Genomic DNA, 24965 nt, shown 5'->3' on the forward strand with positions numbered 1-24965 from the left:
TTTTCGCTTAGATAGAGCGGCAATTTGGGTCCTATTTTAAGGGGTAGTTCATGTCTAAAAAGACCACTGTGAAAGCTGGCAGTAAGTCTGCGGCTAAGAAGTCTGTGAAGACTTCGGCTAAGACGGCTGTGAAGGCTTCTAAGAAAGCTTCGGCCAAAGCGGATAACTTTGGTGGGTTGTCGGAAGATCTTTTACTTCGTATTCATGATTTGATGGTGAAATCGCGCGTTCTTGAAGAGCGTTTGATTAAAATCTATAAAGCGGGTGAAGCTTATTTCTGGATCGGTGGACCTGGTGAGGAAGCTTTTGGTGTTCCGCTCGGGTTGTTGGCTCGTAAGGGGCAAGGGCCTGCTTATGATTGGTTCCACTTGCACTACCGTTGTACTCCGACGATGGTGGCTTTAGGAATGAACATGGTGGATTCGATTCGTTTGATTATGAATCGTGCGACAGATCCTTCAACAGGTGGTCGTAACTTTGCCAATCACTATTGCTTCCCTCAGTGGAACGTAGCTCCTGTGACTTCTCCTATCGAAGTTCAGTATCCATTGGCTTGCGGTACGGCTCACGTGCAAAAGCGCTTTGGTAAAAAAGCTCTTTCGATTGTGACTGGTGGTGATGCGGGTACGGCGGAAGGTGATTTCGCTTCGGCATTGATTCTAGCTTCTCGTAAGGGACAAGAGCTTCCGGTTCTTATCACTGTTCAAAATAATAAATTCGGTATCTCGACTCCGTTTGAAGGTCAGCATGGTGAAACGCACATTGCGGATCGCGCGAAGGCTTTCAACATTCGTGCTCGTGTGATCAACGGGAATGATCCTGTTGAGACCTACTTGGCGATGCAAGAAGAGATGGAATACATCCGTAAAACAGGTAAGCCTTCGTTTATCGAGGCTCACGTCAGTCGTTTGTATGGTCACTCCTCGGCCGATGGAGCTAATAAGAAAGCTCACTTGTTAGATCCGGTTTTCACTTTTGAAAATCGCCTGATCGACGCTGGAATCTTGACTGAAAAAGCAGCGAAGAAAATCTGGGAAATCTACGAAGCAGAAGGTGTAGCGGCTCAAGAGCAAGCTCGTACCGAGCCCGTACCGACACCAGAATCTGTTTGGGAACATGTTTACGTTGATAGCGAAAATGCAGACTGGAGAAAATTCTAATGGCAAGCGTAGCACAAGCTATCAGAATGGCCCTTCACTACGGTGAAACTAATTTGGGCGTAAAAGATATTTTCGGACAAGACGTGGGAGCTCCACTCGGTGGTGTTTTCACGGCGACTCAAGGCCTTAAGACAGCGTGGAATTCTCCGCTTGATGAGCGTGGTATCATTGGTATGGCGATGGGTATTGCGATGGGTGGCGACAAGTGTGTGGCTGAAATCCAATTTGCAGACTACATCTTTAACACAATCGACCTCTTAAAAATTGCTGGAAACACTTTGTGGTGTACGAACGGTCAAGTTCAGTTGCCAATGGTTGTGATGACTCCGGTAGGTGCTGGGATTTTCGGATCTGTCTATCACTCTCACTCATTTGATGCGTGGGCGTCTCGTCTTCCAGGTTGGAAAATCGTGATGCCATCAAATCCTTTGGATGCTTACGGCTTGATGCTGGCAGCGATCAAAGATCCAAATCCAGTGTTGTATCTTAAATCAAAAGCTTTGATGCGCCATAAGGGTGACGAATTGATCCCTGGTGAGCCTTCAGACGAAAAAGAATTAAAAGCGATGATTGATAAGCCTGTGCAAAACGCCGAAGGCTGGAAACCTCGCTGGCCGGATTTGGAAGAGTACATCGTTCCAATCGGTAAGGGTAAAATCACTCATGCAGGTGAGCACATCACGGTTGTTACTTACAGTCGTATGGTTCATCTCTGTGATGAAGTGGCTCACAAACTTGCGGGCGAAGGTATCTCTGTTGAAGTGATTGATCTTCGTTCGATCTATCCTTATGACTGGCAGATGATTAAATCTTCTATTGAAAAAACGGGTCGCGTTCTTTTCGTGAACGAAGATACTGAAGTGACAAACTTCGGTGAGCACTTGGCTTATCGTGCAACACAAGAGCTATTCTATCAATTGATGGCGCGCCCTCGTGTTCTTGCTGGTAAAAACTTGCCAGGTATTGGTTTGCATCCAAATCTAGAAAAGAATTCCGTTCCTCAGTTGCATGATATTGAAACGGCAATTCGCGAAGTTGTGGCGGAAGTACCTTAATGGCAAAAATGGATCTGGCTCATAAGAAAAAAGTTCGCCGTCGTGTGAACAAAAAAAGTTCGAAGGTTCACTTCGACAAATACGAACTTTATCGTAAGGCTGTTCAATCCGCTGAAAACGATGTGGTTTTTATCCGTGATACTTACAAAGAGTTGAAAGGGAAGAACCCACGCACATTCCGTGAAGACTTCTGCGGAACTTTTGCGCTTTCGACAGAGTGGATTAAACTCAATCCTCGTCACGAGTCGGTCGGGATTGATCTAGATCCAGAACCGATGGCTTACGGACGTCAGAACTATCTTGTTAAACTGCGTCCGGAACAGCAACGCCGTATGAAGTTGATCGAAGGCAACGTTCTTGATCCGAACTTGCCAAAGGCAGACATTATCGCTGCAATGAACTTTTCTTACTTCTGCTTTAAGCAGCGTGAAGTGATCAAAAAGTATTTCGTGAATGCATTAAAGTCTTTGAATAAAGACGGCATGTTCTTAGTGGATATTTTCGGTGGCAGTCAGTGTTACGATGCTATTGAAGACACCATCAAGCATGAAGGTTTCACTTATTACTGGGATCAAACGAACTTCGATCCGGTGACGAATGAAGCTCTTTTCCACATTCACTTCCGTGTGGGTGGAAAAAAGATCGAACAAGTTTTCACTTATGACTGGAGAATTTGGACGATCCCTGAAATTCGCGACATCATGATGGAGGCGGGTTTCAGAAAAACGCATGTTTATTGGGAAGGAACCGCGAAAGATGGTTCCGGTGATGGAAACTTCACTCGTGTCGATCACGGGGAAGCTTGTCAAAGTTGGATTGCCTACGTCGTAGGTGAAAAATAGGAAAGGCGGGGAGACCCGCCTTTTTTATTTTCCATTTTTCAGAAACAAAACATAGTAAGCTAAGGAAGCTCTTTCGTCTTCGCTTAAGGTCTTAAATGGTGCCATCGCAGTTCCTGGAATGCCGTCGCCGATCGTTTTAAGTACATTTTCTGGCTTATCACCATTCACGAATGTCGCATGTTTAAAGTCGCGAGGTTTGGGTTTCATCATTTTCCCTGCGGGACCTGCGCCATCTCCCTTTTCACCGTGACAGGCTAAGCAGTTTTTCTGATACAGCGCTTTTCCAGCTTCGATGCGTGCGGGAGTGGAGGGGGGCATTTCTGCGTGCGTCGTTGGCGCACAAAGAATTAGCAATAGTCCGAGGGTGGATAGGATCGCGCGATGTTGTTTCATTTCAAGGTCTCCTTTAGGTGAACTCTTTGTCCGTCTGATTTATCGGCGAGATTTTATGAAGATCCATCACGGCCCGAGGTGGATTTATTAAAATTTTATCGAGTGTCTCTTGATGAGGCTTGGTGATTGACCGAATAAGGGCCATCACTCATCAGGAGTTCTTGCATTATGAAGGTCAGTTTAGAGACGAAGATAGCTGTGCTTATCACCATTCCGCTTTTTGCTTTCGTCGCTTTAAGTGGATTCTATATTCATAATAATTGGCGCAGTTATAAAGAGGCCAATAATACACTCGTCATAACACAGCTTTTTGCCTCCACCGCAAAACTTGTTAAGGAATTGCAGTCTGAAAGAGCCAACGTGGGCCTGATCTTAATCGGGACCCAGAATCTGGAGGAGATTCAAGCGAAACGTCAAAGTTTGGATTCGTCTTTAGAGAAATTTCGATCTCTGCTTTATGAAAGCTCCTTGCCCGAAGAAATGAAAATGTCGCAGTTGAAGATGGCCGAAGACCTGGCGCATGTTCGTAAGGCTGTGGATACTGAGATTTCCGGTGAAGTATTTGAAAGCTATGATGGCTTGGTTTCGCGATTGATCCATTTTGAAATTTTAGTGGCGCGACAGATCTCTTTAGCGCATGTGCAGTCCAATCTTATCAATATTAATATCCTGGAACAGTCCCGTGAATCCGGAGCGCGCTTGCAGTCCATGCTGCTTCCGATTTTATTGTCGAATGCACCGTTAAGCACCACCAATGTCGGAAAGATGGAAAAGCTGTATAACGGCGTCGTGGGGAATATTGATAATCCCTTGTTAGATATCTCTCCTGAGGTCAAACAAAGTCTTGAGGCTTTTCGCCAGAATGAAGATTGGCAGATGATTTCGATGATCTATGAGGCGATCATTGCTAAATCAGCCGAGGGTCAGTACGGATTGGATCTTGGTGGGTTTAATGAAGCCATGGCAAAGGCCGTTTTGCTTTTGGATGGGCCGATTGACCAGATTTTAGTTGAAATCAAAGGGCAGGTGAATGTTGTTACTCAGAATGCCATCCGCTCAGCTCTGATTATGTCGGGAATTATTCTGGTTTCGTTATTGGTGATATTTATCGTGGTAAAGAGTTTCACCGCGAAGCTTTCTCGCACTTTGGTGAATATTGCAGAAAATCTGTTGTCGAATGCCGAAAATGTGGCGCATGCCTCGGAAGGTATGGCTCTGACGGCAGAGACTTTATCGGCAGCGACGTCAGTTCAATCGCAATCTTTACAGCAAACCACTGACAGTGTTGAAAATATCTCAACGACAATTGGTTTGAATGCGCAAAACGGTGTACAGGCCAGTGTGCTTTCAGGATCAGCAAAGTCAGCAGCGGAAAAAGGTGAAAGTGAAATCTCTAAATTGATTGCTGCGATGGAGGATATCGCAGGCAGTTCCAAGCGCATTGAAGAGATTGTCACAGTTATTGATGACATCGCTTTTCAGACAAATCTTTTAGCCTTGAATGCGGCTGTAGAGGCTGCTCGGGCGGGAGAGCAAGGAAAAGGTTTTGCCGTCGTCGCAGAAGCCGTTCGCAGCTTGGCACAAAGAAGTGCTTCTTCAGCAAAGGAAATCAGTGATTTGATCAAAGACAATGTCGAGAAATCTCATCACGGTTCTGAAGTCGCGCACTCCAGTAAAGTCGCTCTGTCGGAGATCATTGATTACGTAAATAAAGTCGCTTCGATCAACTCAGAAATTGCGACCGCCAGTCAAGAGCAGTCTCGTGGCATTGAGGAAATTACGCACGCCATGACCAGTCTTGATGATATCACTCAGAAGAACAATCAAACGAGCGAACAAGCCGTGAAATCCGCAGAGTCGTTGGCTGCTCAGTCCGTGGGACTTAAGGATGCGATCAACTCGTTGGTGGACTTGGTTCATGGAGGCAAATCACATCCTCAAAGCTGAGTTTTTGGTCCTGTCTTTGCTCTTTCAGAAACCGTGACATTCAAATGCTCTAAAACCTTTCTGGAGTCCTAAAGAGACGCAGGCTGGCGCTTGCTGTCTATTTATTAGTCGGTCTTTCCGGCAAGGGGATTTTCGGGTTTAAGGGCAAGATTTACGGTTTTTGAAAGGACGTCGTATGAAGTTAGCTGCAGGATTGATTCTGTCATTAAGCTTGGTTTCGCAATTGGCTTTGGCAAAAGTGCTGGTGATTTCGGATATTGATGACACCATCAAAGTCAGCAATGTTTTGAATAAAAAACGGGCGGCGACGTCTTTCTTTGATGACGACAGTCGTTTTGCCGGTATGACCGATCTTTATCAAGAGTTGAAAAAGACTTATGGTCGCAATATTGAATTCCATTACGTCAGTTTGGCTCCGCGAATTCTTATGGCCGATAAGCACGAAGAGTTTTTGGAAGAGAATGACTTTCCACTCACAAAGTTGCACACGAACCCTGGTATCGCTCAAGATCCCGAGTTAAAACAAAAAGTGATTCGCGAGCTCTTGGCGAAGAAGCGCCCTGAACTTGTAATTTACTTCGGCGACAACGGCCAGTTCGATGCTACGGTGTATGATCAAATGGTCAAAGAGCATCCGCACATTCCAGCGGTTCAGTACATTCGCGAAGCCTATTCGAAGCTTGTCGATTCCAAATATCCGACGATGGAAGGCCAAATCGGTTTTGTAACTTCCGTGGAACTGGCAATTGATCTGATTCAAAGAGAAATTCTGCCTGTCAGATCCTACAACCGCATCGAAAAAGTCGTCTACAAACGCCTCAAGCGCGACGACGGCTCTGAAAACTACGGCCACATGGTTTTCCCAAGCTGGCAAGACTGCCGCGACTTCAAATGGCAATGGGATGTAACAGGCACAACAGATAAACTCGAAGTCATCAAAGCCGCTATCGCCGAGCGCTGCTCGCAAGAATAATTTTTCTTCGGAGTTTTTATGAAAAGAACCCTAGCGCTCAATCTAATTTTAGCTTCCTCACTGGCTGTGAGTGCGTGTTCATTTCAAAAGAACCCGAACAAACTTCCACCGGCCACTCCAGAGCCAGTGAAAATCGGGATGACGAAGGAAGAAGTTCGTGAGCAAGTTATCAAAATGGAAGGTGCTTCATTTCCCGATAAGTTACTCGGAGCGATCAAACTTAAAGATGAAGATTTGCTTTTCAAATTGGTTAGAGACGTTGATCAAAATGAAGTTAATCAATACGCGGTAACAGGTGAAACGGCTTTAGAAATTGCTATCACTCATGGTTGGGAAGAAGTTATCATTGCTCTGTTGTCTAAAGGTTCCTCGCCCTATAAGCCACATAAGAAGGGCAGTTATACGCCTATTCAGATGCTTCAGGTGCCGGGGCGGTCATTCAATGAAGCAACCGGAATTATTACGGCGAATGAAGTAAAGTACTTTGAGCAAGCCAAGTCGTCTATGAATCTTGGTCCCGCGTACTTAATCAATTTTTATTCTGAAACTAGATTCCCTCTTCTTAAAGTGCTTAGCGATGGCTCTAGAACGATTGATTTTATTTACGAAAGCGGAACAGATATCGCGAAAAACGGTATAAATCTTTCTTCTAGGTGTGACCTGTACGTCGATTTTTTTGAGGCATTGGAGCGTCTCGAAGGTCCTTTGAATCTTGATCCAGAAAGACTTCTGAAGTTAGCTACCGATACGAAGAGCGCGAAGTTGTTAGCTTATATTTTATCCAAAAAGAGTTTATCCAGTGTCGAGATTTTAGAAAAGGTGAAAAGAGATAGCGTAGATTGGAAAGTTCAAGTGGCTGAAGTTCTTTCTCTTACGAGAGAAGAAAAAGAATCCGTTCAGGAAGAAATGATTAAAGTTATAGAGACAATCACACCTCAAGTCTTACAGAATGACCTGAGTAAGTGTGAGTCGGTCGTATCGCTTAAAGCGAATTTCCCGCAAGCTTTTGAGAGATTGGTTAATAAGCTAGGTGCGGACGTTATAGATGCAAAAGTGATCGACTGTTTACCTAGAGGCAAGCAGCAGGGTTGGCAGAAGCTTTACGAAGACATCTTAGAGGGAAATTTGGTTGGATACTGCGAATAAAAAAAGCCCTTTCGGGCTTTTTTTAGTTAATACCTTTTCCTGATGTTGCAGGTCTTGGTGGTGGAGGCATTCGGCCGCCGCCGCCGCCACTAAATGGTGGCGGCTGAGTTGTCGAAGCGGGGCGAAGTCCCATACCTCTGTGAGCACAGAAATCCAGTCCACGATCTAGTGAACCCCGTTGGATATCGCAAGAGTCAGCGATAACTCCGCACATTTTATAAGTTTCCTGATCTGACATTTGTTTTCTGAAGTAACGTTCGCGGATGTCAGACAAACATCTTTTTAGGCCTTTGCCTTCATCACCGGAGCGTACGAACTCGATGGATTTGTTCTTCTTATCTCCGGCTACCGTGTAGTCCGGCTCAAGCGCTTGATTTAGCTTTTCTTTAAAGAGGGAACGTTTTTCGTCTAAGGTCAAATTTTCCATGTGACCTTCAAATAAATAATCAAGACTTGCCTTCGGCCCTTTGTCGCTGCCGAAAAGACCGTTGTTAGATTTGAAGCCTAACTTCTTCGCAAACTTATCGTAAGTATCATCAGAGGGAACTTTGTCGCCGGTAATGAACATCGAGAACTCTTTCCAGTCCTGCGCTGTCATGTCGTGCATGTTTTTAGAACGGCTTCCCATTTCTGAAACCGTAAACTCGTTGCACACACCGTATACTTGGATTCTTTTGATAACCTCTTTCACGAAGACTTCATGGGCTTCAGTATCGCGAACGATGCCGCGACCGCCTTGCGGAGTCAGTTTGTTTTCGCGAACCATTAAACCTAGTAGAGCTACCCAACGGTGAGATGGGTTCATTTCAATTCCTTGATCGGCGTAGTACTTAGTGATTCCACAAGTCACGCATTCTAAGGAACTCAATTTTAAAGAACTATTCGTTACGCAACTAAACTCATCATACTCCGCAAGCGCACTTGCGGAAGACAAGCAGAGGGCTGCCGTTGTAAGGACTGATAGAAGCCTTTTCATTCGGATTCTCCTGGTAGGTAAACCAGTCCTTTTTATCGGCTAAAAATCGGATTTCTTGAAGAGCGGACTTAGGGCTAGGCCGATCTCGGTGAGCTTGGGCTCAGGAAAGACTGGGCCGCGATGGATCACGCATAAGACGTGGCTGATGTTTGCGCCGATAGAGCGTAAATCCGCTGTGGATAGAACCACTTGGCCGCCTGTGGTGACGACATCTTCAATCACGCAGACGTTTTTACCTTTGACGTCTAAGCCTTCAGCAAACTGGCAGGTACCGTATTCTTTGGCTTCTTTGCGAACGAAAACGCATGGCAAGCCCGTTTCTAAAGATAATGCTGTTGCGATCGGAATGCCGCCCATTTCAAGTCCCGCTAAAACTTCTGTTCCGGGAGGAATCATTGGAGCCATGTGTTTTGCAATTTCACGAAGCAAAGCGGGTTGTGCCTCAAAACGATACTTATCAAAGTACTCGTTTGAAACTTGGCCTGAACGAAGTTTGAATTCTCCGGTCAAGTGCGCGACGTCATAGATCTTTTTAGCGAGTTCTTGCTTAGTCATGATGGCTCCTGCGGTTTTAGGCCATCATATTGGCTACTTCATGCTTTCTTCAAGCCACTTCTTATAGGATTCATTGATTCCTAGGACGGGGAGAGTCATCACGCACGGAACTTCATAAGGATGCAGCTCCATCACTCTTTTTGTGACTCTTTCCTGTGCGTCAGATCTTTTCAATGTTTTTAAGATCAGGATATACTCGGAGCTTGTCTCGATTTTTCCTTCCCACCAATACATCGATTCCATTCCAGGAATGATGTTAGCGCAGCCCACAAGCTTTTCTTCCAATAAAGATTGAGCGATCTTTTGCGCGGTGACTTTGTCGGGGCAAGGAACATAAAGAAGGATCATGATTAACTCCGACGGAGTTTTTGTTTACGAAGTTGCCATTGTTCTAAAGCAAACTTACGCATGTCTTCGACGTTATCCAGTTCGTCGACAATTTCAACTCCCAGAAGAGTTTCCACCGCATCTTCAAGACTGACAAGACCCGCAACAATCCCGTATTCATCGACAGCTAAAGCAACGTGTTCTTTTTCTTTAATGAAAAAATCAAGCACTTGGGAAACTGTCATGCGCTCTGGAATGCTAGAGATCGGAGTCACCATCTCGCCGATCTTTTTTTCGTGTTGATCGTTCGACAGGGCCTCATGGATTTTATAGCGATAAGTCATCCCGGTGATGTTATCAAGACTTCCAGCATAGACAGGAATTCGAGAAAAGCGGATAGGGCGATACTTCGTGAAGACTTCTTCCACGGTCAGATCTTTTTCAAGGGCAAAGAACACAGATCGCGGAGTCATAATATCGGAAACGTAAATCTTATCGAGCATCAAAAGATTCTTAATAATGTTCGACTCTTTACCTTTTAAAGTTCCTTCTTCAACACCGATCTCTGCCGTCATAAGAATCTCTTCACGAGTCACTTCCGGATCTTCGGATGTTTTCTGGAATAACTTACCTAAATACTCTGACATGAGCACCAGAGGGTATAGCAGAATGATCATCAGTTGGATTGTGTAAGCCGCAAATGGCAGAAGAGACTTCCAGTGGGCGGCTCCAATAGATTTAGGAATGATCTCTGAAAGAACCAAGATCAAGAAAGTCAGAACGAACGACGCAATCGTTACGGCGTGCTCACCGTACTGCACTTGAATCTGATAAGCGATGGCTGCGGAGCCCAAGGTATGAGATACCGTATTCAAAGTCAGAATGGCAGAAATAGGGCGATCCAGATTTTCTTTAAGATGCTCTAGCAGTTTTGCACTTCGTCTGTTTTCTTTTACCAAAACGCCGATGTACGCAGAGGTCGAAGTCAAAAGAACCGCTTCGAGCATTGAACATAGAAATGAAATACCAATTGTGGTGAAGAATAAAACAATGATCAATGTCATAGATGAGAGTCGTCAGAGATGATTAATAGGATGGGCTTGCGCCTATAATGGTTCATGAGGTTTATAGTGTAACACAGGAGGCAAGGAGCCTGTCTATAACGCAACTTGCAACCCGGTCCTGTTTGCACCCCAAAGGACGCGCTTTTGCGTCAGAGCAGTTTTAGAAGCTCTCTTTTGACCAGAACGAGGAGTCTACATAGACTTTAGTCATAGAAAAGGAGTTCGAATGAAAGGCTTAGCATCAGCATTGGCTCTCGTGGGCTTTTTGGCAGCATCTTCATCCGTTGCTGCGATCAAAACAGAAACAGTGGAGTACAAGGACGGAAAAACCGCATTAGAAGGGCACATCGCATACAATGAGGATGTAAAATCGGCGCGCCCGGCAGTCTTGATTGTTCATCAATGGATGGGTTTAACCGACTATGAAAAAATGCGCGCTCAGCAACTTGCTGAAAAAGGCTATGTTGCATTTGCTATCGATATTTACGGAAAAGACATTCGCCCGACAAACCCGGAAGAAGCGGGTAAAACGGCAGGTCAGTACCGCAGCGGTGATATGAAAATGTACCGTCAAAGAATCAAAGCGGCATTGGATCACATCACGAAAGATAAAAAAGTAGATGCCAAAAACATCGTGATCATTGGCTATTGCTTTGGTGGAACTGGTGCTTTAGAGGCGGCTCGCGCAGGCTTCCCAGTCAAGGGCGCCGTCAGTTTTCATGGGGGCTTAAAAACAGCAAAACCTCAGGATACTAAAAGTATCAAACCAAAGCTCTTAGTTCTTCATGGAGCCATTGATCCCAATGTTCCTCGTGCTGAAGTCGAAGCTTTCATGGATGAAATGAATAAGGCTAAAGCAGATTATCAGTTCATCGCGTACTCCGGGGCTGTACACGCTTTCACCCAAAAAGACGCGGGAAATGATATCTCGAAGGGAGTGGCTTATAACGAAGCTGCGGACCGCAGATCGTGGCAGGCCTTCATGGATTTCATGAATGAAGTCAGCCCTGTGACTAAATAGTCGACACACGTGAAATTTTTCAAATGGAAGGCTTCTGCCCCTGGCGGAGGCCTTTTTTTGTGGTAAAGACTCCTTTCGATATCAAAAGGGGTTATTCATGAAATCAGTATTATTCGTAGCACTTATTGCTCTGTCATTCACAGCTCACTCTGCTGTAGCTACTGCATCTCAGGCGGAAGACGTTGTTTCCGCAAAAAAAGGAAAAGGTAAATCTGAACCAGCTCCTAAAGACCGCGATGAACGTGATGGCGGCGGTGAAGAAGTGGATCCTCGTCAAGAAACTTACGAAGGTAACGATCGCAGTGAAGGCGGCGGTTACTTCGATGGTGGTGGTTATAATGACGGCGGCGGAATGATCGGAGAGATCTTCACAGTTCCTTCTGGCAAAACATATCCTGTAACTACAAATGTGAAAAAAGAAGATCGCGGTGACGTAATCGTTTACACGACGACAGTTCAGGAAGACATCAGTGCTTCTGAAACTTGCACGACAATCGTAACGACTGTGGTTGATAAGGTGACAGGTAAAGCGATTTCTTCTGATAGCAACGAGTTCTGCAATCGCTGGCCTTTATAATATCTAATTTCAAGATTATTGAAGTAAAAAGGCTGACGTTATGTCAGCCTTTTTTATTTGGAGCATTCATTTTTTAAGAAGCTTCAGACTCTTTTTCTTTTCTTCGGCTCTGGCGTTCTTCTACAAAATCCATCACTAGTAAAGCGACAGCACTTTCGAGAGCACCACTTTTTCCTTGGCTACTCGAAGGTTTTTCACCAAAGCCCATAGCTTTAAGCCATGTTTGCCGGCGAAGGCTGTAAATTAAAACGGCCGCTGAGATCAACGTCATTCCCAAGTAGATCCACATGCCTGTTGAAAAATAAAAAGCTTCGTCACTGTCAAACTGACCAGCGATTCGAGAAATCAACAAAGAAAGCCCTACGCAGAAAAGCGCCAGTGCTCCAATGCACGAAGTAACGATTAAACCCAGCGATCTTAAATGCAAAACAAGTTGCTGAGTCAAAGCAACCCCAGGCTCTTTAAAAAGATTCTTCGCACTGCCCATGAAAAAAGAAAGAAGAGGTAAGAGAAGCTTCATCATACTAATCGTCCTTCCTTCTATAAATCATACGCGCAATAACGAACCCTGCCAAAACAGCCATGCCCACCGAAGCCCACGGATTTTCTTTTACAAAAGCCGTCGCAACGTCCTTGGCTTCTTTGGCTTGCTTCTTTTGTTCGTCAGGAATTTTGTCTTCCAAAGACTTTTTGTAGTGCTGCAATTCTTCTTGCAGTTGCTTTTTAATTTCCGCAATCAATTCACTGCGATCCATGCTGCCGTCCTAGGTTGATAAATATTTCTCTGTTTCGGCAGAATGAGCTCTCTGTTTTAGCTCGAAGGCGGACTCCAGGTCTATGGTCTGGAGCTTTCGATTAGAATTTGGATTTAGAGATCGCTTCTAAGATAGCTTTTCCGGTGGCGGTGCGCTTAAGACTGGGACGATAGACTACGCACAAGGAGTCCTTAAAGCTTGCCACGTGATCGTGGGCTTCCTCGATAGAAGAGAAGTTCGACATAATCACGCGTTTAGGAAGAATCGCATGCCCCGCACCTGCTTGCAGAAGAGTCGCGATGACTTCTAAATTTGAAGATGCAATCTTACGGGCGTAGCGAATGCCTTTTTTTTGAAGACGTTCCAGAATGGTTTGAGCCTGAAAAAGATTGGCATCATAAATCAATGTGTCCTGAATCGGAGCACCCTTCTTTTTCCAAACCGTCACTTCATCTGCGCAGATCTCTTTGATAACCAGATCAGGATGCCTTTCAGGATTTACGACAAGACCGATATCGACGAAACTATCACGAACCATTTGTAAAATATTTCGCGAAAGATCATGCATTAATTGTACGTTGAGTTGCGGATGATCTTTCAATAATGTCGGTAAAAAAACGGGCAGTGTATAGCGGCCTACGGAAGGGTGTACACCCAAACGCACAGTGCCTTTGACCGTTTGATCTAAAGATCCGGCTTCACGCACCATCTCGTCCCACAGCTCCAGCATTTGATCTGAGTACTGATAGATCTGAAGGCCCGTCGGAGTCAACGTCACACCTTTTTTTGACCGTTCAAAGAGAGTGACTCCTAACATGTCCTCGAGCTTACGCATAGCCACGGTCAGTGTCGGTTGACTGACATGGAGCTCTTGAGCCGCGCGAGACATATTTCCCGTTCTAGCGATAGTCTTAAAGTATTTAAGAACGTCAATATCCATAGTTAAAATTAATCACAGTTATAGATAATCATCAATTTTAATTATCATAGTTTATAGTAAATATAGCCCCGTGCTTTGCACATAACACCAAACGGGGGATATATGAAACTAGTTAAGATCGTTTTAGGGCTTGGGTTCCTTTTGACCGTGAGCTTCAATGCCAACGCGAACATCACAGAGACAGTTATTTCCGAAAAGACATTCCGCTTGCCAGTGGATATTTCAACGGCCCAAGTGCGTAAGACCAATGCGGGCTACGGCGAACTTTATTTGGTCAAAGTTCTAATTCCGGGACTAGCGGCCGTGACAGTTCTGAATCATCGCAACGTCGGCGAAAATGCCCCTTGCATGGCTACTTACGAAACAACAAGTATCGAAGACGTCATTCAGAATAATCCGGCAACAGAACATTACGACATCACGGTAACCCAAACTAAACTTGCTTACCCGGATTGGGAAAACACAAAATGTATAGTTCATTTGCAAGAAAAGGTATCTGCGAAGATCCGCGGTTATAACTTTGTGCATTCAGCCAGCACACCACTTCAAGAACGTCATATTGACGATTGTAAATAAACATGTCGGCGGGCTTTGATAAGAAGCTCGCCAAGGCCGTGCTTTTGAACCTCTACCTAGGTCTGGTATTGCCTCAAACCTTTGTCGTAAGACAAGCAAACTGCAAAACTGAGAAAAGTCTTAATACTCATTACCAAGAGGGGAACGTAATGAAGTTTTTGAATCATCTTGTTTTAGCAGTACTTATTCTGACAACGGGCACTTCATGGGCCGTTGACGACGTTCAATCAAAAATCGTAGGCGGAGTCGAAGCCACTCCCGGTGAATTTCCATTCATCGTATCTTTGCAGGGTTCAACAGGCCACTTTTGCGGCGGATCGTTGATTCGCAAAAACTGGGTGCTGACGGCTGCTCACTGTGTAAAAGGTTCTACCGTAAGAAGTGTAGCCATCGGATTGCACGACCAAAAACAAATCTCTAAAGCCGAAGTGATTAAAACAAAGCGCGTGATTCCGCATCCACAATACGATGATAACAATGCCGACTTCGACTACGCCTTGATCGAGCTGCAAAAAGATTCTACGTATGAGCCCATCGCGATCAACACAACCGAAATCGAAGTTCCTGAAACGGCTGATGGCGAAATCGTAGCGACAGTAGCAGGGTGGGGCGCAACGAGAGAGAACTCTTACAGCTTGCCATCACGTCTGCAAAAAGTAGATGTGCCTTTAGTACCGCACGAACTTTGCAATAAGAACTACAAAAACAACATCACAAGCCGCATGCTTTGCGCAGGTTATGCACGTGGTGGAAAAGACTCATGCCAAGGCGATAGCGGAGGCCCCTTGATCGCAAGAGGCGGCATGATGGGACAAAGTGTTCTTATCGGAGTCGTCAGCTGGGGTGAAGGCTGCGCTCGAGCAAACCTTCCAGGCGTTTACGCGAAAGTCAGCGAAGCAACAACATGGATTGAGCAAACAGCTCGCTAAAAAATAAAAAGGGAAAGGATCAAACCTTTCCCTTTTTTCTTTTCAAATTAAGAAACAAAAAATCAAATCATTCGACGAGTTACAAGAACGGCCACAAAAGCCGAAAGCAATCCCAACAAGGGACTAGCAATCAAATAACTAAGACTCAAAAAAGCCTTCCCTTTAAAAAGTAAATCCAGAGACTGAACCGAATAAGCCGAAAAAGTAGTGAACCCACCACAAAAGCCAACCATCAATCCCGTCAACAAAGCTTGCGACATGATCCCACGCTCCCCCAGAGCATAAATAACACCCGCAACAAAACATCCCAGAATATTGATTGTAAAAGTGCTTAGAGGAAATCCCGCCGAAGAAGGCGCAATCAAACGATCAACACCATAGCGACTCAAAACTCCCAAAACACCAAAGGAAATGACAAAAAGAATTTGCATGTCTCTATGAAAACAAAATTAAAACCTTAATGTCAAAACATACAAAAAGGGCACTCGAAAATATAATTTTCAGCGTCCTTCCAACCAAATGAAAGCCGAACGAAATCCTAATGAGAAACGTCTAAGATGCCGGTGTATTTTTTAGGTCGCTTTATTGACGAGAAGCATTTTTAGGAGTGACATCCTCGACAAGAAAAGAGGAGTTTATGAAAAAATATTTTTTCTTAGCAGCACTATCCTGCGCACTTATCACTCAGGGCGCTCAAGCCGCCACACATGAAATCAAAATGCTAAACAACGGCAAAGACGGCATCATGGTTTTCGAGCCAGGTTACCTAAAAGCCAACAAAGGTGACACCATCAAATTCGTCCCGACAGACCCAGCCCACGACGTCTCATCCGTATCGATCCCCACGGGCGCCAAACCCTTCCAAGCCGCCGTAGGTAAAGCCATCACAGTGAAAGTTAGCGAAGAAGGCATTTACCTCTACGAATGCAAAGCCCACTTACCAATGGCCATGGTCGGAGTCATCCAAGTAGGAACCCCCAAAAATCTAAGCGAAGTAAAAAAGAGCGCACAATCCTTATCACCCCAATTCGTGATGCACAAAGATCGCCTCGATAAATACCTAGCCCAAGTAAAATAAGAAAAAGAAAAAAAGCCGGATGGTTCAGCCTCCCATCCGGTTCCTTAGATAAACAATCAATCACGACACGACGGGCGCTGATAAAAAATCAGAATCTCTATCCCCCAAAAACACAGGCTGAATTTACAGAAGTAATTCCAAAAAATTGAACTCAAAACACTCAACACCAGGGACTTTTATTTTGCCTACCCGGACTTCGTCGAGATTGGAAGAGGGTTTAAGGGTTAACACGTAGAGCGGCCTTCGGCGGGGCCTGGACGGCCCGAACCAACGGCAAAGCCGTTGGCGCCGACTGAGCCACGAAGGCGTGCCGCACGAAGTGCTAACCCTTAAACCCTCTTCCAATCTCGCAACGACAGCCCGAAAAAGGCAAAAAAAAAGCCCCGTGTCTCCACGGGGCTTTGTGATTCAAAAAAGAACCAAGAATTACTTCTGCTCAGCTGCGCGCTTCGCTTGGTATTTCTTAACAAGTTCCTCTTGGATATTACGAGGTACAGCAGCGTACTTCGCGAATTCCATAGAGAACTCACCTTTACCTTTAGTCGCAGAACGAAGATCCGTAGAGTAACCGAACATTTCTGTTAGTGGTACTTCGGCTTCGATCACACAGTTACCTTCGAAAGCTGTAGTAGCTACGATAGTACCGCGGCGTTGGTTGATTTGACCAACAGCTGCACCTTGGTATTCGTCTGGAACTGTCGTCTCAAGCTTCATGATAGGCTCAAGAACAGTTGGTTTTGCTTGAGGGTACACTTCACGAAGAGCCGCCATACCAGCGATTTTAAACGCCATGTATGAAGAGTCGACGTCATGGTATGCACCGTCATCCAAGTGAACTTCAACACCCACGATTGGGAAGCCGATAAGAGGACCTTTAACAGTTTGCTCTTTGAAACCTTCTTCAACAGCTGGGATGAATTCTTTAGGGATACGACCACCGACAACGTTGTTAACGAATTTAAACGTTGAACCGTCTTCTTGTGGTGCAAGTGGAAGGATTTTACCCACACACTTCGCGTATTGACCCGAACCACCCGTTTGTTTTTTGTGAGTGTAATCGTAAGCAGCCTCTTGAGAGATTGTCTCACGGTAAGCAACCTGTGGTTGACCCACGATCACTTCACAGTTGAACTCACGTTTCATACGTTCGATGTAGATCTCTAAGTGCAACTCACCCATACCAGAGATGATAGTCTCGTTGGATTCCTCGTCACGGTGAACGCGGAAAGTAGGGTCTTCCTTACGGAATTTTTGCAACGCTTTAGAGAAGTTATTAGCACCGGCTTTGTCTTTTGGAGCAACAGCCAAGCTGATAACTGAATCAGGAACGTGCATTGATTGCATAGAAGCTTCAATTTTGTCGTCACAGAAAGTGTCACCAGACGCACAGTCGATACCGAACAATGCAACGATGTCACCAGCGTAAGCTGTGTCGATGTCTTCCATTTTATCAGAGTGCATACGAACCAAACGAGGAATCTTAACAGATTTCTTGTTAGATTGGTTGATGATGAAATCACCTTTGCCCATTTTACCTTGGTAAATGCGCATGTAAGTCAACTGACCAAATGGAGTTTCTTGAAGTTTGAACGCCAAAGAAACCAATGGTTTTGTGCTGTCTGGGAATAGGTCAAATTTTTCTTCGTTCTTAGTAAGATCAAGAGCTTGCTCTTTTTTCTCAGCTGGAGAAGGAAGGTAGTAAGTAACCGCATCCATCAAACGTTGAACACCTTTGTTCTTAAACGCTGAACCGCAAAGAACTGGAACGAACTTCAAGCTGATAGTTCCTTTACGGATAGCCGCACGGATTTCTTCAGTTGTTGGTTCTTCTTCCATCAAGAATTTTTCTTCGATAGCAGAGTCAACGTCAGCCAATTTACCGATCATGATTTGACGGTATTTTTTAGCTGTTTCAACTAGGTCTGCAGGGATGTCCTGAACAGAAACGGTTTCACCGTTTTCACCTTCGTTGATGTAAGCTTTCATGTCAGTCAAATCAACGTGACCACGATGTTGATCTTCCAAACCGATTGGGATTTGGATCATAACTGCGTTCAAACGCAATTTTTCGATCAAAGCATCAGTAACACGGTAAGGGTTCGCACCTTGGCGGTCCAATTTGTTAACAAAAGCCAAACGAGGTACGTTGTAACGTTTCATCTGACGGTCAACAGTGATGGATTGAGATTGAACGCCGGCAACACCGCAAAGAAGCAAGATCGCACCGTCAAGAACGCGAAGAGAACGTTCAACTTCAACTGTGAAGTCCACGTGCCCCGGTGTATCGATCAAGTTAATTGTATAATCCTTCCACTGAACCTGAGTCGCAGCAGATTGGATTGTGATACCTTTTTCTCTCTCTAGATCCATGGAGTCCATTGTTGCACCAACGCCGTCTTTTCCACGAACTTCGTGGATAGCGTGGATTCTTCCTCCATAGAACAAAATACGCTCAGAAGTCGTCGTCTTACCCGAGTCGATGTGAGCCGAGATACCGATGTTTCTGACCATATCAATATTCCACTTTTTGGACATATCTTTACCCTTCGTATTTGGTCGTTAAGTGATTTATCCAAACTCCGTTTCGGAGTCGATTTTAGCCACTGATTTTGTTAACTTTTATGAAAGTATTCGAAGTACCATCAATTACAAATAAGTGCAAAAGAAGATTCTACGCCACCCTTACGACGCAATGCCACAAAATTCTTTTGGCAGAGGGTAAAACCTTCTCCTAAAAGCCCCCTATGATAACCTCAAAACATGACCGATTTAAAAAGCCTTTTGAAAACCGCCTTCCCCTTTGATTCATTCCGGGGCGAGCAAGAGCACATCCTGCAAAAAGTCTGGGCAAACGAAGACTTACTCGCATTAATGCCCACGGGAATGGGAAAAAGTCTCTGCTTTCAGTTCCCGGCAAAACTCCGCGAAGGCCTGGTGGTGGTCATTTCCCCGTTGATCGCCCTGATGCAGGATCAGGTTTTTAAGGCCGAAAAATTCGGAATTCCGGCGACCTTTTTAAGCTCCACTTTGGGGAAAGATGAAAGGGAGGCGCGTCAGGCGCGATTGGCCAAAGGGGATTACAAGCTTCTTTACGTGACCCCGGAGCGATTTCGCAAACCCGAATTTTTAAAGGCTATTGAGGGTCGCAAGATCCAATTGCTGGCAGTGGATGAAGCGCACTGTATTTCTCAGTGGGGGCATGACTTCCGGCCCGATTACTCTCGCGTGGGAGAGTTTCGTAAAATTCTGGGAAATCCTCCCACCTTGGCGCTGACGGCAACGGCCACACCTGAGGTTCAAAAAGATATTCTGTCTAAACTTTTTATTCCCGAGGCACCGATTATTTCAGCGGGAATTGAAAGGCCGAATTTAAGTCTAAATGTTCATGATATCTACGGCATCGATGAAAAGATTCGCGGCATCGTGGGACTTCGTCATCAAAATCCCGGAGCAGCCATTATCTATTGTTCGCTGATCCAGACCTTGAAAAAGGTGTCTTCGGCATTACACCGAATGAACATTCCGCACCTGGTTTATCACGGCGACCTTTCACCTCAAGATCGCAAGCGCAATCAAAATCGTTTTATCAGTGAAGAAAATCCTTTGATGATTGCAACGCCAGCGTTTGGTTTGGGAATTGACAAAGAAAATGTCAGACTTCTGGTGCACATGGAAACTCCAAGTGCTTTAGAGTCCTATTTTCAAGAGGTGGGGCGTGCAGGCAGAGATGGCAAAGAGGCCTCTTGCCATTTGCTCTATGACCAGGATGATGTCACCATTCAGATGGAGTTCTTGAAGTGGTCTCATCCAGAGCCGGATTTCATTCGCAAAATCTATCAGTTGATCGAAGAAAAGCGCATGCAGGTCGATCAAGGTGGTTTTGATTTTCTGCGCGAGCAGATGAATTTCCGAAACCGTCGCGACTTCCGCTCTGAAGCGGCCGTGAGTATTCTGGAGCGCTGGGGATGTTTGGAAAAATCGGACGATCCATTTCCATACACTTGTGTGCACGCGCCCACGGATGAGCAGTTTCAGACGGAAAATGGCGTGGAGATTTTGAAAGCACAGAATACAAAGCTTTTGAAAATGGTGCAGTGGGCGTCGCAGAATTCCACGTGCCGCATGAATTTGATTTACGCTTACTTCGGACATATCCACGATGAGCCTTGCGGAAAGTGTGACGTCTGCAAAGCGTCAGTTGAAAACCAAAGATGAGATTTGGAGGAGTGATGGGACGTTTGATTTTTTTTGGAATTATAATTTTTATTTCTTTGAACTCACTTGCTGCGAAATTGCCCCTCGAAAAATTGAAAATGCCGAAGGGCTTTAAGGTGTCGGTGTGGGCCACAGTTCCTGGAGCTCGCTCGTTGGCGCAGACTGAAGATGGTCGTGTCTTTGTCGGTTCGCGCACCGGTGACAAAGTCTATGTCGTGCAAAATGGAAAAACTTCCGTTGTCGCAGAAGGCTTAGATTCTCCCAATGGAGTGGCCTATCGCGATGGTAAACTCTATGTCGCAGAAATTAGCAAGATCTCTGAATACGATGTCTCAAAGCCTATCACGAAGCCGTTGAAGCCTCTTCGTACTTTGGCGCAAAAGTTTCCTAGCGACACTCATCATGGCTGGAAGTTCATTCGTTTTGGTCCCGATGGAAAGCTGTATGTTCCTGTCGGTGCGAACTGCAATATCTGTGATCCGCAAAAGGATTACGCACGTATTTATCGCATCGACGTGAATGGAGATAGCAAAGAGGAAGTCGCACAAGGAGTTCGTAACACCGTCGGATTTGATTTTCATCCCACGACAAAAGAACTTTGGTTTACCGACAACGGCCGCGACTGGATGGGAGATGACCGTCCGCCTTGCGAGGTCAATCGTTTGACGAAAGTGGGTGAAAACTTTGGTTTTCCTTTCTGTCATGGAAAAGACACTTTAGATCCTGAATTTGGTAAGGGTAAAAAATGTGCAGACTATACGGCGCCCGTTGTTGAGTTGCGTGCTCACGTCGCTCCTTTGGGGATGCGCTTTTACACGGGAAAGATGTTTCCCGCAGAATATCAGAACAGCATTCTGTTGGCTGAACACGGATCATGGAACCGCTCGACTCCGCAGGGCTATCGTTTGACGTTTGTGAAGTTAGATGGTTCTAAGGCGCAAAAAACAGAGACCTTTGCTGATGGCTGGTTGCAAGGGGATTCTGCGTGGGGACGCCCGGTCGACATTGAAGTTTTAAAAGACGGTTCGATCTTGGTTTCTGACGACAAAGCGGGCGTGATTTATCAAATCACTTATCAAGGAAATTAATTTTTCATGTACATGCGTTCTTCCGTAGAGTTTCCAGATCCCCGTGACACCCTGGCAGAAGGAATCATCGCTGTCGGCGGGCGGCTTGATGTTGGCACTTTGTTTGCCGCATATTCACGCGGGATTTTTCCTTGGCCTCAACCGGGACTACCGATGCTTTGGTTCTCTCCTGAAAAGCGCGGCGTTTTAGAGTTTAAAGATTTCAAAGTCCCCGAGAGTTTGCGCCGTTTTCGTCGCAAAAATCCGCAGATTCAAATTACGGTGAATACCGCCTTTCACCAGGTGATTGAAGAGTGTTCCAAGCAGCCTCGCCCAGGACAAGAGGGAACCTGGATCACTCCCGCCATGCGCCGAGCTTACTTGGATTTTTATAAAGAGGGTTTCTGTCTTTGTGTTGAAGTGCGCGAAGACAACATCATGATCGGCGGCATTTATGGTGTTCTCGTTCAAGGTGTGTTCAGCGGCGAAAGTATGTTCTATAAAAAACCAAATGCCTCGAAGATCGCGTTGTGGGCCTTGATTGAGCTGCTTGAAGGGCAAGGTCACAAATGGATTGATGTACAGATGGTTACGCCTGTCGTAGAAAGTATGGGAGGTAAGTATGTGGATCGTGAGACCTATTTGGAAATGTTAGAAGAACGCCATCGGGAACTAGGACTTGCCTAGCGACCTGACGACCTTCAGACTTCGCGTCTCATTCTGAGACGTGTGAACCGTTAATTGTTCCTTGATTAAAATCTCGACATCTTGAAAGCCTCCCAAAGCAGGTTTTTAGCGGCACACCCGTTGCAAAAGTACTCACGAGTGTATGAAAGATACGGCGGGAGGTTCTGAAATGTCGAAAAAATGGATTACTAAAGGTTTGATGGCTTTAGGTATGCTGACTCAAGAAGTGGCGATGGCCCAGTCATCTTCAAGCACTCAAAGACCTCCTCAATTCGTTTTATTGGCATTTGATGGTTCTTATAACAACGATGTATGGCAGTATTCTCGTGATTTCACGAAGCTTAAGAAAAGCCATGGCGTCGACAGTCGTTTTACTTACTTTATCAATCCGGTTTACTTCTTAACACCAGACTCTAAAGGCAATTATCAACCTCCGGGAAGTCGTCTTGAATCTCGCAATGGTCAGACGGTGGCCGTGAAAAATCGTGGATCTGCGATTGGCTGGGGTGATGACAATGCCGACGTATCTATACGCATTGATCATATGAACGATGCGTATCTTGAAGGGCACGAAATTGGTTCGCATGCGGTGGGACACTTTGATGCAGGATACGCACAATGCAGTATGAATAAGCTGACACGCAAATGTGATCGCGATGAAAATAACAAAATTATTTGGAAATGGGATCTACGTTGGTCTGAAGCGGACTGGAGATCTGAGTTCGAGCAATTTTATACCATTTTAGATAACGTGTTCAGATTTAACGGTCTTCGCCCCACGGCGAAACAATCGCGCGGCCTTTTATTCCGCGATGAAATCAAAGGCTTTCGAGCTCCTGTTCTGGGGATCAGTGATGGTCTATGGCCGAATCTTCCTAAGTACGGTATTCAATATGACACATCCAAAACGAATTATGAAAACTATTGGCCTCAACGCAATGAATACGGCACTTGGAACTTCCCGTTGGCGGAAATCTTAGAGCCAGGTGGCGCTCGCCGCTGGATCTCGATGGATTACAACTTCTGTGTGCGTGATTCTGCTCGCGTTTTGACGGAAGAGCCAGAAACGATGAGTCTTATGAAGCGCGATGCCAATGGCCAACAAGTCAAAGCCAACAAAGCTCGTGATTGCTTGAATATGGTTTCGGCTAAACAAAAAGCCAAAGCAAAAGCGAATATGATGAATCTTTACCGCGCTTACTTTGATCGCAACTACTACGGAAATCGTGCGCCTATTCACATTGGTCATCATTTTTCGCAGTGGATGGGTGGCGCTTACTTTGAGACTTTCTTTGAGTTTGCAAATGAAGTCTGCGGTAAGCCTGAAGTGAAATGTGTGACTTATGCAGAACTTATGAATTTCATGAACAATAAATCTTCATCTGAAATTGAAGCTTATAAAAAAGGAAACTTTGCTAAACTTCCTCGTCCTAAATCAGTCACTTTGGCTCGCCACTGGGATTTGGATGTGGATATGACGGCGGATGAAAACGTGATGAAGTTCGCTCTTTCGGGTCGTGATGCTTCTCGCCGTGGGCTGACACAATTAGTGACGGTCAATGGAACGGTGGTTTCTGAAAGTTTAGAGACAAAGCTTTCAGAAGTCCGCAGAATCACGCCTGCGGGTGAGTCCGCTGACGTTCGTATGGCGATCTTTGATTTTAATGGCAAAGAAGTCGCGACGGCGACTTACAAAGTGATGAATGTGGGAACCAAAGACGAAGTGGTCAGCGAAGATAATATTGAAGAGCGTTGGACACAAGGTCACTTGCCTGAAGCTCACCAAGGCGAGATGGACTTTACAAGAGGACACTAATGCGCAATTGGGCGAAGGCCTTTTTAGGAATCATTTTTATTCAGATGGCAGGGTGCGGGTTTGATGCCGCACCCACATCTCTTTTAGACTCTGGGAAAGCGTCTCGGGCGCATGTAATTTATGGTGCTGATTCCATCAAAGATGTTTCGTTGGAAACTAAAAATTCCGACACCAGCGTGGCTTTGATGACGAAGCCAATGGCTGCAAGCCTTTTAAAACACGATAAAGTTCAGACAGTCCAAGATGTTTTTGGATTTTTGGGATTAACTTGGGTTGAGCAACCCTCATTGGCTTTTTGCTCAGGCGTTTTGGTGGCTCCGGATCTGGTTTTGACCGCAGGCCACTGTGTTCAACGCATAAAATGTGAAAACATCGCGCTGGTATTTAATTACCAAAAAGAATCTCTGGATCTTGCTGCGATGGTGGAATGCAAAGAAGTGATTGCTAAGAAAGACTCTTTAGAAATCGGTTTGGATTACGCACTTATTCGCCTTAATAAAAAAGTGGAGTCTTCCGTTGCGAAGCTTTCAAAAAAACAGGTGAAGGTCGACGACAAAATTTATTCCTTGGGTTATCCCTTGGGAAGTCTTAAGAAATATGCTGAAGGCACCGTTCGCGAGCTTTGGAGCGATCCGACTTTGATAATTTCCAACTTGGATGTGTTTGAAGGGAACTCTGGTTCACCTGTGTTCAATGCTGAAACGCACGAGCTTATCGGTCTTCTTTCATCCGGAGAACGTGATTTTGAAACAGATAGCAATGACCCTTCCCAGGACAATCTTAAAATCTGTGAAGAAAAAGGCTGTACGGGCGAATTTATTGTTCCTATCGAAAAAATCCTAGCGGACCTGCCTAAATAGACGTAC

Annotated in this window: 26 protein-coding genes; 16 read left to right on the plus strand and 10 right to left on the minus strand. The window is 45.3% G+C overall.

Annotated features, from left to right (window positions below):
* Window positions 1–50: 50 nt before the first annotated feature.
* Genes AZI87_RS14905 through AZI87_RS14915 form a run of 3 tightly spaced genes read left to right on the plus strand, consistent with a single transcriptional unit; the run spans window position 51 to window position 3057 of the window.
* Window positions 51–1160, plus strand: a complete 1110-nt coding sequence (locus AZI87_RS14905) for a thiamine pyrophosphate-dependent dehydrogenase E1 component subunit alpha (RefSeq protein WP_081112244.1) — start codon at window positions 51–53, stop codon at window positions 1158–1160.
* Complete coding sequence (locus tag AZI87_RS14910; RefSeq protein ID WP_063208752.1) at window positions 1160–2215, plus strand: alpha-ketoacid dehydrogenase subunit beta; 1056 nt, start codon at window positions 1160–1162, stop codon at window positions 2213–2215. Before AZI87_RS14905 ends, AZI87_RS14910 begins: the two co-directional genes overlap by 1 nt.
* Complete coding sequence (locus tag AZI87_RS14915) at window positions 2215–3057, plus strand: class I SAM-dependent methyltransferase (RefSeq protein ID WP_063208754.1); 843 nt, start codon at window positions 2215–2217, stop codon at window positions 3055–3057. Before AZI87_RS14910 ends, AZI87_RS14915 begins: the two co-directional genes overlap by 1 nt.
* A 24-nt stretch (window positions 3058–3081) precedes the next feature.
* Here the strand turns inward: AZI87_RS14915 and AZI87_RS14920 are convergent, their stop codons facing one another.
* Window positions 3082–3450 (minus strand): c-type cytochrome, encoded by a 369-nt coding sequence (locus AZI87_RS14920; protein ID WP_063208756.1) that lies wholly within the window; start codon window positions 3448–3450, stop codon window positions 3082–3084.
* Between the two features lie 168 nt (window positions 3451–3618).
* On the opposite strand from AZI87_RS14920, the gene AZI87_RS14925 reads away from it, so the two are divergent.
* From AZI87_RS14925 to AZI87_RS14935, 3 genes are all read left to right on the plus strand, one after another.
* Window positions 3619–5397 (plus strand): methyl-accepting chemotaxis protein, encoded by a 1779-nt coding sequence (locus tag AZI87_RS14925; protein ID WP_063208758.1) that lies wholly within the window; start codon window positions 3619–3621, stop codon window positions 5395–5397.
* A gap of 175 nt (window positions 5398–5572) precedes the next feature.
* Window positions 5573–6370, plus strand: coding sequence for a phosphatase domain-containing protein (locus tag AZI87_RS14930; protein WP_063208760.1), 798 nt, complete (start codon window positions 5573–5575; stop codon window positions 6368–6370).
* Between the two features lie 18 nt (window positions 6371–6388).
* On the plus strand, window positions 6389–7516 hold the full coding sequence (locus AZI87_RS14935; protein WP_063208761.1) for a hypothetical protein: 1128 nt from the start codon (window positions 6389–6391) through the stop codon (window positions 7514–7516).
* Window positions 7517–7538: 22 nt separating this feature from the next.
* Here the strand turns inward: AZI87_RS14935 and AZI87_RS14940 are convergent, their stop codons facing one another.
* From AZI87_RS14940 to AZI87_RS14955, 4 genes are read right to left on the minus strand one after another with little or no spacing between them, the layout of a single operon-like run.
* Complete coding sequence (locus AZI87_RS14940; RefSeq protein WP_063208762.1) at window positions 7539–8492, minus strand: hypothetical protein; 954 nt, start codon at window positions 8490–8492, stop codon at window positions 7539–7541.
* A 39-nt stretch (window positions 8493–8531) separates the two neighbouring features.
* Complete coding sequence (locus AZI87_RS14945) at window positions 8532–9047, minus strand: orotate phosphoribosyltransferase (RefSeq protein ID WP_063208763.1); 516 nt, start codon at window positions 9045–9047, stop codon at window positions 8532–8534.
* A gap of 33 nt (window positions 9048–9080) precedes the next feature.
* Complete coding sequence (gene cutA / locus AZI87_RS14950) at window positions 9081–9395, minus strand: divalent-cation tolerance protein CutA (RefSeq protein WP_063208765.1); 315 nt, start codon at window positions 9393–9395, stop codon at window positions 9081–9083.
* A gap of 2 nt (window positions 9396–9397) precedes the next feature.
* On the minus strand, window positions 9398–10438 hold the full coding sequence (locus tag AZI87_RS14955; protein ID WP_063208767.1) for a CNNM domain-containing protein: 1041 nt from the start codon (window positions 10436–10438) through the stop codon (window positions 9398–9400).
* Between the two features lie 226 nt (window positions 10439–10664).
* Between AZI87_RS14955 and AZI87_RS14960 the strand changes: the two genes are divergently transcribed.
* Window positions 10665–11459: a dienelactone hydrolase family protein gene (locus tag AZI87_RS14960; protein WP_063208769.1), complete on the plus strand. Its 795-nt coding sequence runs from the start codon at window positions 10665–10667 to the stop codon at window positions 11457–11459.
* 97 nt (window positions 11460–11556) lie between these two features.
* Window positions 11557–12036: a hypothetical protein gene (locus AZI87_RS14965; RefSeq protein ID WP_063208771.1), complete on the plus strand. Its 480-nt coding sequence runs from the start codon at window positions 11557–11559 to the stop codon at window positions 12034–12036.
* Between the two features lie 73 nt (window positions 12037–12109).
* On the opposite strand, the gene AZI87_RS14970 is transcribed toward AZI87_RS14965, so the two are convergent.
* The 3 genes from AZI87_RS14970 to AZI87_RS14980 all read right to left on the minus strand — a co-directional run bounded on the left by AZI87_RS14970 (window position 12110) and on the right by AZI87_RS14980 (window position 13731).
* Window positions 12110–12559: a hypothetical protein gene (locus AZI87_RS14970; protein WP_253696877.1), complete on the minus strand. Its 450-nt coding sequence runs from the start codon at window positions 12557–12559 to the stop codon at window positions 12110–12112.
* Between the two features lies 1 nt (window position 12560).
* A complete protein-coding gene (locus tag AZI87_RS14975; RefSeq protein WP_063208773.1) occupies window positions 12561–12791 on the minus strand; it encodes a DUF883 family protein in 231 nt (76 codons plus the stop codon).
* A 100-nt stretch (window positions 12792–12891) separates the two neighbouring features.
* Window positions 12892–13731, minus strand: a complete 840-nt coding sequence (locus AZI87_RS14980) for a LysR family transcriptional regulator (RefSeq protein WP_081112245.1) — start codon at window positions 13729–13731, stop codon at window positions 12892–12894.
* 102 nt (window positions 13732–13833) lie between these two features.
* On the opposite strand from AZI87_RS14980, the gene AZI87_RS14985 reads away from it, so the two are divergent.
* Both AZI87_RS14985 and AZI87_RS14990 read left to right on the plus strand, forming a co-directional pair.
* A complete protein-coding gene (locus tag AZI87_RS14985) occupies window positions 13834–14307 on the plus strand; it encodes a hypothetical protein (RefSeq protein WP_063208777.1) in 474 nt (157 codons plus the stop codon).
* 149 nt (window positions 14308–14456) lie between these two features.
* Window positions 14457–15236 carry a S1 family serine peptidase gene (locus AZI87_RS14990; RefSeq protein WP_063209568.1) on the plus strand — a complete coding sequence of 260 codons (780 nt, stop codon included), beginning with the start codon at window positions 14457–14459 and terminating at the stop codon, window positions 15234–15236.
* A 62-nt stretch (window positions 15237–15298) separates the two neighbouring features.
* Here AZI87_RS14990 and AZI87_RS14995 read toward each other — a convergent pair whose 3' ends face one another.
* A complete protein-coding gene (locus AZI87_RS14995) occupies window positions 15299–15667 on the minus strand; it encodes a fluoride efflux transporter FluC (RefSeq protein ID WP_063208780.1) in 369 nt (122 codons plus the stop codon).
* Between the two features lie 206 nt (window positions 15668–15873).
* Between AZI87_RS14995 and AZI87_RS15000 the strand changes: the two genes are divergently transcribed.
* On the plus strand, window positions 15874–16314 hold the full coding sequence (locus tag AZI87_RS15000; protein WP_253696878.1) for a pseudoazurin: 441 nt from the start codon (window positions 15874–15876) through the stop codon (window positions 16312–16314).
* 426 nt (window positions 16315–16740) lie between these two features.
* Here the strand turns inward: AZI87_RS15000 and fusA are convergent, their stop codons facing one another.
* Window positions 16741–18849 (minus strand): elongation factor G, encoded by a 2109-nt coding sequence (fusA, locus tag AZI87_RS15005; RefSeq protein ID WP_063208782.1) that lies wholly within the window; start codon window positions 18847–18849, stop codon window positions 16741–16743.
* A gap of 225 nt (window positions 18850–19074) precedes the next feature.
* Here fusA and AZI87_RS15010 point away from each other — a divergent pair, with 225 nt between their 5' ends.
* The 5 genes from AZI87_RS15010 to AZI87_RS15030 all read left to right on the plus strand — a co-directional run bounded on the left by AZI87_RS15010 (window position 19075) and on the right by AZI87_RS15030 (window position 24959).
* Window positions 19075–20529 (plus strand): RecQ family ATP-dependent DNA helicase, encoded by a 1455-nt coding sequence (locus tag AZI87_RS15010; protein ID WP_063208784.1) that lies wholly within the window; start codon window positions 19075–19077, stop codon window positions 20527–20529.
* Between the two features lie 14 nt (window positions 20530–20543).
* The gene (locus AZI87_RS15015; RefSeq protein WP_063208786.1) at window positions 20544–21617 is read left to right on the plus strand and encodes a PQQ-dependent sugar dehydrogenase; all 1074 of its coding nucleotides are present in this window, start codon (window positions 20544–20546) and stop codon (window positions 21615–21617) included.
* Window positions 21618–21623: 6 nt separating this feature from the next.
* Entirely contained in the window at window positions 21624–22283 is a 660-nt protein-coding gene (aat, locus tag AZI87_RS15020) for a leucyl/phenylalanyl-tRNA--protein transferase (protein WP_063208788.1), read from the plus strand.
* 169 nt (window positions 22284–22452) lie between these two features.
* The gene (locus tag AZI87_RS15025) at window positions 22453–24099 is read left to right on the plus strand and encodes a hypothetical protein (RefSeq protein ID WP_063209572.1); all 1647 of its coding nucleotides are present in this window, start codon (window positions 22453–22455) and stop codon (window positions 24097–24099) included.
* On the plus strand, window positions 24099–24959 hold the full coding sequence (locus tag AZI87_RS15030) for a trypsin-like serine peptidase (protein ID WP_063208790.1): 861 nt from the start codon (window positions 24099–24101) through the stop codon (window positions 24957–24959). Before AZI87_RS15025 ends, AZI87_RS15030 begins: the two co-directional genes overlap by 1 nt.
* Window positions 24960–24965: the final 6 nt, after the last annotated feature.

This window comes from Bdellovibrio bacteriovorus (genome assembly GCF_001592745.1).
In the GTDB taxonomy this organism is placed as follows: Bacteria; Bdellovibrionota; Bdellovibrionia; order Bdellovibrionales; family Bdellovibrionaceae; genus Bdellovibrio; species Bdellovibrio bacteriovorus_B.